The sequence below is a fragment of the Trebonia sp. genome (assembly GCF_049794275.1).
Taxonomy (GTDB): domain Bacteria; phylum Actinomycetota; class Actinomycetes; order Streptosporangiales; family Streptosporangiaceae; genus Trebonia.
Genome location: NZ_JBARCR010000514.1, coordinates 1 through 9,609, shown reverse-complemented (window position 1 = coordinate 9,609; position 9,609 = coordinate 1). Strand labels below are relative to the sequence as shown.

The 9,609-nt window shown below is 71.5% G+C and carries 6 protein-coding genes; 1 reads left to right on the top strand and 5 read right to left on the bottom strand.

Annotated features, from left to right (window positions below; translation table 11 throughout):
* The 5 genes from WA805_RS13950 to WA805_RS13930 all read right to left on the bottom strand — a co-directional run.
* Nucleotides 1-1,241 (bottom strand): hypothetical protein (locus WA805_RS13950; protein ID WP_425242546.1); only part of this gene is annotated, 1,241 nt, incomplete at its 3' end.
* A gap of 222 nt (nt 1,242-1,463) precedes the next feature.
* Entirely contained in the window at nt 1,464-3,722 is a 2,259-nt protein-coding gene (locus tag WA805_RS13945) for a LuxR C-terminal-related transcriptional regulator (protein WP_425242545.1), read from the bottom strand.
* Nucleotides 3,723-3,841: 119 nt separating this feature from the next.
* Nucleotides 3,842-6,049, bottom strand: a complete 2,208-nt coding sequence (locus tag WA805_RS13940) for a LuxR C-terminal-related transcriptional regulator (RefSeq protein ID WP_425242544.1) — start codon at nt 6,047-6,049, stop codon at nt 3,842-3,844.
* Nucleotides 6,050-6,221: 172 nt separating this feature from the next.
* The gene (locus WA805_RS13935) at nt 6,222-6,887 is read right to left on the bottom strand and encodes a LuxR C-terminal-related transcriptional regulator (RefSeq protein ID WP_422290763.1); all 666 of its coding nucleotides are present in this window, start codon (nt 6,885-6,887) and stop codon (nt 6,222-6,224) included.
* A gap of 34 nt (nt 6,888-6,921) precedes the next feature.
* Nucleotides 6,922-8,394, bottom strand: a complete 1,473-nt coding sequence (locus WA805_RS13930) for a sensor histidine kinase (RefSeq protein ID WP_422273794.1) — start codon at nt 8,392-8,394, stop codon at nt 6,922-6,924.
* A 205-nt stretch (nt 8,395-8,599) separates the two neighbouring features.
* On the opposite strand from WA805_RS13930, the gene WA805_RS13925 reads away from it, so the two are divergent.
* The coding region (locus tag WA805_RS13925; protein WP_425242543.1) for a protein kinase domain-containing protein at nt 8,600-9,609 on the top strand (1,010 nt) is incomplete at its 3' end.

The following is a 9,609-nucleotide window of genomic DNA, read 5'->3' as shown; positions in this document are numbered from 1 at the left end:
ACCAGGTACGGCGCCGGCTCTGCCCAGGCGCGGTCGGCAGGCATGGCCGCGAACTCGGCCGCGAGCGGATGCCCGGCGCCCCGTTCGGCCAGTTCGCCTATTGCCAGTTCGTCGACGACCATGGCGGCGGCGAGCGGCCAGTCAGCCGCCTTGGCGGCGTGCCGCACCGCGTCAGCGAGCCGGCCGTCGCGCTGATGCCACCGGGCCGCCCGCTGATGGAGGACGGCCACCCGCTCCGGATGCTCGAGCCGCAGCTTCAGGCGCAGCATCTCGGCGAACAAGTTGTGGTAGCGGTACCAGCCAGGGGCCAGCGGCTGGACGAACGCGTTCGTGCGGGCCAGGGACGCCAGGACGCCCGCGGCGTGCCCGTCGCCGGTCAGCTCGACAGCGCCATCGGCGCTGACATGCTCCAGGATGCTCGTGCTCAGCAGGACCTCGCGAACCTCCGGCGGCTGCACGTTGAGCACCTCGTCGACCAGGTAGCAGATCAGGGCACTGTCCTCAGTCAGCAGTTCCTTGATGAACTGGCCGGGGTCGGGATGAGCGCCCAGTGACATCGCCGCCAGGCGCAGGCCGGCCGCCCAGCCCTCGGTTCGCTGCGTCAGGCTCTCCAGCGAGTCCGCCGTCAGGGTACTGCCGTGCTGCGCCAGCAGCAGGCTGGCCTCGGCGGCGCTGAACGCGAGGTCGTCCGCCCGGATCTCGGTCAGCTGCCCGGCTACCCGGTAGCGGTGCAGCGGCAGCAGCGGGTCCATGCGCGAGGTGACCACGACGCGCAAGCCGGATCCAGCGTTCCGCAGCATGAAGTCGAGCCCCTTCAGTGTTCCAGGCTCGGTGAGAAGGTGCAGGTCATCGAGGACCAGTGTCAGCGGCAGGTCCTGGGCGGCCAGCAGCGCGGTCAGCCCGAGCAGGAACCCGTCAACCCCGGCCGGCTCCTGCGGAATGGCCTGCAGCGTCTTCGGCACGGCGATACCGGACCGGCGCAGCGCAGCCACGACATAGGACCAGAACGCGCCCGGCCGGTTGTCGAACTCATCCAGGCAGACCCAGGCGACCCGGTCGGCTTCTGCCGCCGCCCACATCGCCACGGCCATCGTCTTCCCCGCACCAGCCGGGCCGGTCACCACGGTCAGCGGGCACCACCGCGTTCCCTCGGCGATCCGCCCGGTAATCCTCGGGCGCTGCACCGCCCAGGCCGGAACATCAGGTGCGGTGATCTTTGACGTCAGAATCGGATCGCCCATGAGCACCGTCGAACGCCGGGTGCTCGTCGGCGCCCGGTTGGCAGCATATGCGGCCATCATTACCTCCCGTGCGGGTCGGGGCGGCTTGGTCGCTATGGGGCACACTTCTGATACCCCCCCCAAAACCACCCAACGCCCTCGGGTGAGCCCGTGCATCATGCGATCGGCATGAAATCATCCCGAACGGGCCCGTGACGTCGCCATTTCCCGCGATTACCCGCCTCAGGGGGCTATTCCTTCGAGCAGGCCAAGCTCCCGGGACCTGATGACCGCCTGGTTGCGTGAGGAGGCGCCGAGCTTGCGGTAGATCGACATCGCCTGGGACTTGACGGTGTGCGGCGACAGGAACATCTCGGCGCCGATCTCGGGAAACGACAGGTGCGTGGCCAGCATCGGCAGGACGCGCAGCTCGGCGGTGGTCAGCGAAGACATCCCGGGAGTGGCCGGGCCGCGCTCGGCCGAAAGCCGGGCCCGCAGCTCCAGGGCCTCGTACACCAGGGTGCCCAGGCCGGGCCTGCGCTTGAGGATCTCCTCGATCTCGCGCAGCAGCGTCCTGGCCCCGGCTATGTCGGCAAACGCCAGATGCACGTGGATGAGCTGGATCCGGGCCTGCACGGCCAGGTGCGGGATGGCGTAGGTGAGCAATGGCCGCAGCCGCTGCGCGCTGACAAGCTCGCGCCGTGCCGCCGTAAGGTCCCCACGGTACACCGCGGCGCGGGCGAGCACCGCGCTGGCGAGCAGCGCCTCCATTCCGATCGGGCGGAGCGCGTCCCTTGCCTGGGCGGCCAAGGTCTCCGCGCGACTCCAGTCGCCGTTCGCCATCGCCAGCAGCGACCGCTCGCACAGCGCGTCCGCCTGCACCTCGTGCGCGCCGACTTCCTCCGCGATGCGGACGGCGTCCTCCAGGAGCGCGTCACTGCCGTCATGGTCATCAGACAGAATGCGCGCGAGGGCCTGGAAGAGCGGGGCTACGGGCGTCATGGTGTTCGCGGCCGTGAACTTCCGCACTGCCTCGTCCGCGTCGGTGCGCATCTGTTCGACGCCGCGCCGGCACATGATGGCGCGGAGCACGCCGGCCCAGGCCTCGGTGACGGGGTCGGCAGGTCGTGACGAGTCCCCGTACTGCCAGCTGTCCACGATGTCCGCCCACCGCTCGGCCTGGGCTGGCCGCCCGGTTTCCGCGGCCAGCACCGCGGCCCAGACGGCGATGAGCGGGTACCTCGCGATCCCGTCCCGGTCGTCCAGCCACCGGAACCACCGCTGGAGCGTCACGAACCGGCCCTGCCGGTCGGTCGGCACCCACAGGCTCTGCGCCAGGCGGGCGGCCGCGTCGACGTCGCCGGCGGCCATGGCGTACTCGAGCGCTTCTTCAGGGAGGCCGTTGGCCTCACACCAGGCGGCCGCGCGGCGGCGGAGGACCGGCAGCAGGCCCGGTTCCAGCCGTTCCAGCTCGGCCAGCAGCATGTCGCGGAACAGGTGATGGTAGCGGAACCAGAAGCCGCGCCGGTCCAGCGGCACCAGCAGCAGGTTCGACCGCACCAGCTCGGCCAGCTCGGCCGCGGAGCCGGGCTGATCGAGCACCGCTTCGCACAGCGGCCCGCACATGCGGTTGAGCACCGCGGTCCTAGTGAGGAACTCCCGGTGCCGCGCCGAGATCCGCCCGAGGAACTCCGACTCCATGTACTGGCTCACCAGCCGGTCATCCCCGCCGAACGCGTCCTCCGCGCCCTGGACGGAGCCGCCTTCCCGCAGGTAGAGCGCGGCCAGGTACAGCCCGGCGGCCCACCCTTCTGTCCGCTGGTGCAGTGCGGCCACGTCGTCGTCGCCGAGCGGGACGTCAGCCGCGTGCAGCAGCGAGGCGGCCTCCTGGCGACTCAGCGACAGCTCGGCAGGCCCGATCTCCAGGATCCGGCCCTCGACGCGCAGCCGCGCTATCCGCAGCGGCGGGGTGTCGCGGCCCGCCAGTATCAGCCGCGACCCTGGCGGGACGTGATCGGCCAGCACCGACAGCGCGTCCCGGCATTCGGTATTCCAGAGCAGGTGCGCGTCGTCGAGCACCAGCACCACGGGCGCGGTCATCGACCAGAACGCCGACCCCAGCCGCGGCACCACCGTGCCCGGGACCGAGCTGGTGTTCGATGCGAGCGCCTCGAACACCTGGTCACCCACCGGCTGCACCGAGTCCAGCGCCGCCGCCACATAACTGAGCAGGACCTTCGGGTCGTTGTCCCGGTCATCGAGGGACACCCAGGCGAACGCCTCGCCGTCGCGTGCTGCCCACTGTGCCAGCAGCGTCGTCTTGCCGTACCCGGACGGCGCGACCACCGAGACGATCGGGGGAGAGCCGTCCGCCGCCAGCCGGCCGATCAGCGCGGAGCGGGGGATGGTTCCTGGCCGGGCGGCGGGGCGGCGGAGCTTGGAGGTCATAAGGTCGAACCCCGGCCTGGCCGCAGGCCGCGTCTGGCTGGGATACTGCCGCACGCTGTTCGCCTTCATCCCCCCAAAACCGCGCCTTTCCCGACGGTCTACGGCTCTATGCTCGGCTCCAGGCCATTCTCACGTCAAGAGAATTCATCGAGTGCAATTGCGCCCCGTGGTATTTACCCGTCGAGCAGCTCCAGTTGCCTGGACCGGATGACCGCCTCGTTGCGGGAGGAGGCGCCGAGCTTGCGGAATATCGAGTACGCCTGTGACTTGACGGTGTTCGGCGAGACGAACAGCTCGGCGGCGATCTCGGGGTAGGACAGGTGGGTGGCCAGCAGCGGCAGGATGCGCAGTTCGGCGGCCGTCAGGGAGGAGGCTCCGGGAGCGCGGGGGTCGCGTTCGGCTCCGATGCGGGCCCGCAGCGCCTCAGCCTCGTCGACCAGCGTGCCCAGGTGGGGGCACCGCCTGAGCAGGTCATCGATCTCGCGCAGCAGCGTCCTGGCCCCGGCGGTGTCGCCCAGGGCGAGGTGGGCGCGGGTGAGCTCGATCCTGGCCTGCACGGCGACGTGCGGGATGGCGTAAGTGAGCAGTGGCCGCGCGCGCTGCGCGCTGACCAGTTGCCGCCGGGCGGCCTCGACGTCGCCACGGTGGATCGCCGCGCGCGCCTCGGCCGCGCAGACCAGGGGAGCGATGTAGCTATCTTCCTCGGCGGCCAGGCGCAACGTGGCGCGTGCCTGTCCGGCGAGGTCTTCCGCGCGGACCCAGTCGCCGCGTGCCATCGCCGCCAGTGACCGTACGGCCATCGCCTCCGCGGCGATACCGTCCGTGCCGGCCTGCTGCCCGAGGCGGGCCGCATCGGCCAGAGCCGCGTCGCCGCCGTCGAGGTCGCCGGAGGTGATGCGCGCGATCCCCTGCAGTAGCGCGGCTGCCCCCGTCACGATGCCCGCCTCCTGGAATCTGCGAACCGCCTGGTCAGCGTCGATGCGCATCTGCGCGATCCCGTGCTGGCAGGCGAAGGCCCTGACCAGTGCGGCCCAGGCCCCGATGACGCCGCGATCCGGCCGGACGGAATTTTCCTGGTCCCAGCGATCCACCGCGCTGGCCCACCGCGCGGCCTCGGCCGGGCGTCCCATCCACGCGTAGATCAGCGCGGCCAGCGCCGTTACCATCGGGTATCTCGCGATCGCGTCCCGGTCATCCAGCCACCGGAACCACCGCACGAGCGTGGTGACCCGGCCTTGCCGCCGGGCCGGCACCGCGAGCTCTTGCACCAGCTCCGCGGCCATGTCCACGTCGCCGGCGGCCATGGCGTACTCCAGCGCTTCTTCAGGGCGGCCGTTGGCCTGGCACCAGGCGGCGGCGCGGCGGCGGAGCACCGGCAGCAGGCCGGGTTCCAGCCGTTCCAGCTCCGCCAGCAGCATGTCGCGGAACAAGTGATGGTAGCGGAACCAGAAGCCGCGCCGGTCCAGCGGCACCAGCAGCAGGTTCGAGCGGGCGAGCTCTGCCAGGGTGGTATCGGCCTGGGGCAGATCGAGCACCGCTTCGCACAGCGGCCCGCACATCCGCTCGAGCACCGCCGTCTTGGTCAGGAACTCCCGGTGCCGCGCCGAGATCCGCGCCAGGAACTCCGACTCCATGTACTGGCTCACCAGCCGGTCATCCCCGCCGAACGCGTCTCCCGCGTCGCGCAGCGAGCCGCCCTCGCGCAGGTGGAGGGCGGCCAGGTACAGCCCGGCAGCCCACCCTTCTGTCCGCTGGTGCAGCGCCGCCACGTCGTCGTCGCCGAGCGGGACGTCAGCCGCGCTCAGCAGTGAGGCGGCCTCCTGACGGCTCATCGACAGGTCAGCCGAGCCGATCTCGAGGATCCGGCCCTGCGTCCGCAGCCGGGCGACGCGCAGCGGCGGAGTGTCGCGGCCCGCCAGCACCAGCCGCGACCCTGGCGGGACGTGATCGGCCAGCACCGCCAGCGCGTCGCGGCATTCGGTGTTGCGCAGCAGGTGCACGTCGTCGAGCACCAGCACCACCGGGACGGTCATTGACAAGAACGCCGACCCCAGCCGCGGCACCACCGTGCCGGGCACCGAGCTGGCCGGCGCGGCGAGCGCCTCGAACACCCGCTTGTCGACCGGCTGCACCCCGTCCAGCGCCGCCGCCACGTAGCTGAGCAGGACCTTCGGGTCGTTGTCCCGGTCGTCTACAGACACCCAGGCGAACGCCTGCCCGTCGAGCTCGGCCCACTGTGCCAGCAGCGTCGTCTTGCCGTACCCGGACGGCGCGATCACCGCCACGATCGGGGGAGAGCCGTCTGCCGCCAATCGGCCGACCAGCGGGGAGCGGGGGACGGTCCCGGGCCGCGCCGCAGGACGGCGGAGCTTGGATGTCATAAGGTCGAACCCCGGCCTGCCCGGACCTTGCTGCCGTCCGGGTGGCTCGCGCACGCCGCTCGCCTTAACCCCCAAGAACCGCACCTTTCCCGCCAGCCTCACGTTCCATGCTCTGTCCGGCCAATTCTCACGTCAAGGGAGCAGGACGCCTCGGCCGGGACGGGCGCCGCGGTCACGACCCCAGGAAGGCCAGCACCGCGAGCACCCTCCGGTGGTCGGAGTCGGACGGCGGCAGGCCTAGCTTGCTGAAGATGTTGCTGATGTGCTTCTCGACGGCGCGGTCTGAGATCACGAGCTGGTCGGCGATCGCGGTGTTGGAGCGGCCCTCGGCCATCAGGGCGAGCACGTCGCGCTCCCGCGCGGTCAGCGTGGCCAGCGCACTGGTGTGCCGGGCCGCGTTCAGCATGCCGGTGACGACCTCGGGGTCCAGCGCGGTGCCGCCGGCCGCGACGCGGGCGATCGCGTCGGTGAATTCGGCTACGTTGGCGACCCGGTCTTTGAGCAGGTAGCCAACGCCGCCGGACGCGGCGGAATGCGCACCGCGCCGCATGCTCACCAGGTCGGCCGCGTACCGGGTCTCCACGTACTGGGAGAACACCAGGATGCCCGTGCCGGGATGGTCGCGGCGAATCGCGATCGCGGCGCGCAGCCCCTCGTCGGTGTGGTCCGGCGGCATCCGCACGTCGACGATCGCCACGTCAGGCTTGTGCTCGGCGACCGCGGCCTGCAGCGCCTCGGCGTCGCCGACCGCGGCGACGATCTCGTGCCCGCGGTCGGTGAGTATTTCGGCCAGTCCCGCCCTGATCACGGCGGCGTCCTCGGCGATGACGATGCGCAGCATCTCAACCATCTGCAGGATCTCCGGTCGGGCTTCAGGCGTGGGACGGCAGTTCCACGGTCGCCACCGTGGGGCCGCCGGACGGGCTGTCGATGTCGATGCTGCCGTCGACGGTGCGGATGCGTTCGGCGAGCCCGCGCAGGCCCCCGCCGGGCACCGCGGACGCGCCGCCGTGGCCGTCGTCGGTGACCCGGATCCGCAGCAGCCCGGGGACGTGCACGGCTTCGAGGGTAGCGCGCCGCGCGCCGCTGTGCTTGGCGACGTTGGCGAGCAGCTCGGCCGCGGAGAAGTAGGCGATCGTCTCGATCGCCGCCGACGGCCGTTCCTGGATGTCCACCACCAGCTCGACGGGGACGGCGCTGCGCGCGGCGAGGGTGGCCAGCGCGTCGGGGAGGCCGTTGTCGAGCACCGAGGGGTGGATGCCCTTGGCCAGGGTGCGCAGCTCGGCGATCGCCTCGATGGCGTTGCGGTGCGCGTCGTCGACGAGCTGGGCGACCCGGCTGAAGTCGGGCGGTGCGGGGTCTTCCAGCTTCTCCTTCGCCAGCCCGAGCTTCATGGCCAGCGCGACGAGCTGAGCCTGCGCCCCGTCGTGCAGGTCGCGTTCGATGCTGCGCAGCCTGGCCGCCGAGTCGTCCACGACGTGCGCCCTGGCCGCCTCCAGGCTCTTGACCCGCGCCCTGGCCGCCTCCAGGCTCTTGACCCGCGCCGCGAGCGCGACCTGATCGGAACTGTCGCCAAGGAAGCCGCGGACGAGCAGCAGGTCCAGTTCGCAGACCGCGCGCGTCAGCCACGGCGACGCCAGCAGCAGGGCCGCGCCGAGCGGCACGAACAGGAACGAGGCGGCCAGCGGGACGGGATGCCCGCTGCCCAGCCCCGGGCCTGCCCCGGCGAATTCCTGCCAGGCCGGATAGGTCAGGTAGAACAGCCCGGCGAGCCAGAAGCCCGCGGCGACGACCAGGTGGAAGCTGGCGATCACCGGCTTCATCAGGAAGTAGCCGCGGATCTTCCAGGCCTGCGCGTCGCGTATCGCTCCCCGGTACCAGCCGACCACGCGATCGGGGTTCATCGCGTGGATGACGATGTGCTCGTCCGCGGCCAGCTCGGCGATCCTGGTGGCCAGCATCCCGCCGATCCTGACCCGGTTGCCGCGCTGCTTGACCTTGGCGTCTTCGGCCTTGGCCAGAGCCGCCAGCCGGTCGGCGTCCGGCGTCCGCACGCGCACGTACGAATGCGGCCGCAGCGGCGGCGGGGCCGGGATGTCCTCGCCGAGCATCCGGCGGATGAGGGAACGGTTGGCGCTGCCGATTTTCCTGAGCGCCGGCGCGGACCCGGCCCAGAAGATGCCGTTGTGCAGTGTGACGAGGCTGAACACGAAGGCGAGGAGGGCCAGCGGGAAGCTGACGATGGCGTAGCCGACCTCTGCCCAGGCGCGCCGGGTGAACGGCGCCGTCAGCGCGCGCCGCACAGGTGAGATCGTCACCCCGGCCATAGTCTGATTGTCGCTCATATTTCGATGCTGCGCGCGATGCCGCCACCGGGTCGACCGTGAGGCCACCCGCCTTCTGGTACGGCTAGCACGGTGCCGTCTCCAAACAGCCACGTCGCAGGAAAAGGGGCCAGCTCGGGCATATTGCAATCCCCTGGCGGATATTTATCGTAAGGCTGACGGCGCGTCGGCAGGGCGTTCCCGTGACGCGGGGTGGGGGATTAGCGTGGTCAAGGAACTGCAGCCTGGAGATCCGCAGGTAATAGGCCCGTACCGGATGGTCGGGCGGCTCGGCCAGGGGGGCATGGGGCAGGTCTTCCTCGGTGTGTCCCCGGGCGGGCGGCCGGTCGCGGTGAAGGCCATCCGCCCCGACCTGGCCTCGGATCCGCAGTTCAGGATCCGCTTCGCTCGGGAGGTCGCCGCGGCCAGGACGGTGAGCGGCGTGTTCACCGCCATGGTGGTCGGCGCGGACGTCGACGGCCCGATCGCGTGGCTGGCGACGGCCTATGTTCCCGGCCCCTCGCTGGCCGAGGCGGTGAACGAGCACGGCCCGCTGCCCGAGGCGTCGCTGCTGGCGCTCGCCGCGGGGCTGGCCGAGGCGCTGGCCGCGATCCACGCCGCGGGCGTGACGCACCGGGACCTGAAGCCATCGAACGTGCTGCTGGCCGAGGACGGCCCGCGCGTCATCGACTTCGGCATTTCCCGCGCCGCGGAGTCGACGACGCTCACCCAGACCGGCCTGACGATCGGATCGCCAGGGTTCATGTCTCCCGAGCAGGCCATCGGCACCGAAGTCGGGCCGCCAAGCGACGTCTTCAGCCTGGGGACCGTGCTCGCCTTCGCGGCGACCGGCAAGGGACCGTTCGGCGGCGGGACGACGGCCTCGCTGCTGTACCGCGTCGTCCACGAGACCCCGGACCTTGACGGGGTGCCGGCGGCGGTGCGGCCGCTGATCGAGCGCTGCCTGGTCAAGGATCCGGCGCAGCGCCCGACGGCCGTCGCCCTGCTCGACGCGGTGGGCGCCCTCCAGCCGGCGGGGAACTGGCTGCCCGATTCGGTCATCCGCATGGCCGCCGCGCCGCCTTCCCTTACCCCGCCCCCCGGGCAGCCCGCTCCCACCGCGGTTGACGGGACGCCTGCCCCCACCGCGGTGCCCTTGCCGCTCGTGCCCGGCTTCGCACCCACGCAGACCTCGATGGCCGATTTCGCCGCCGCCCCGCCGTACCAGGCCACCGA

What these genes read in the sequence shown, in the direction of transcription:
- WA805_RS13930 (WP_422273794.1), bottom strand. Translation starts at nt 8,394, where the DNA reads ATGAGCGACAATCAGACTATGGCCGGGGTGACGATCTCACCTGTGCGG.
- WA805_RS13940 (WP_425242544.1), bottom strand. Translation starts at nt 6,049, where the DNA reads ATGACATCCAAGCTCCGCCGTCCTGCGGCGCGGCCCGGGACCGTCCCC.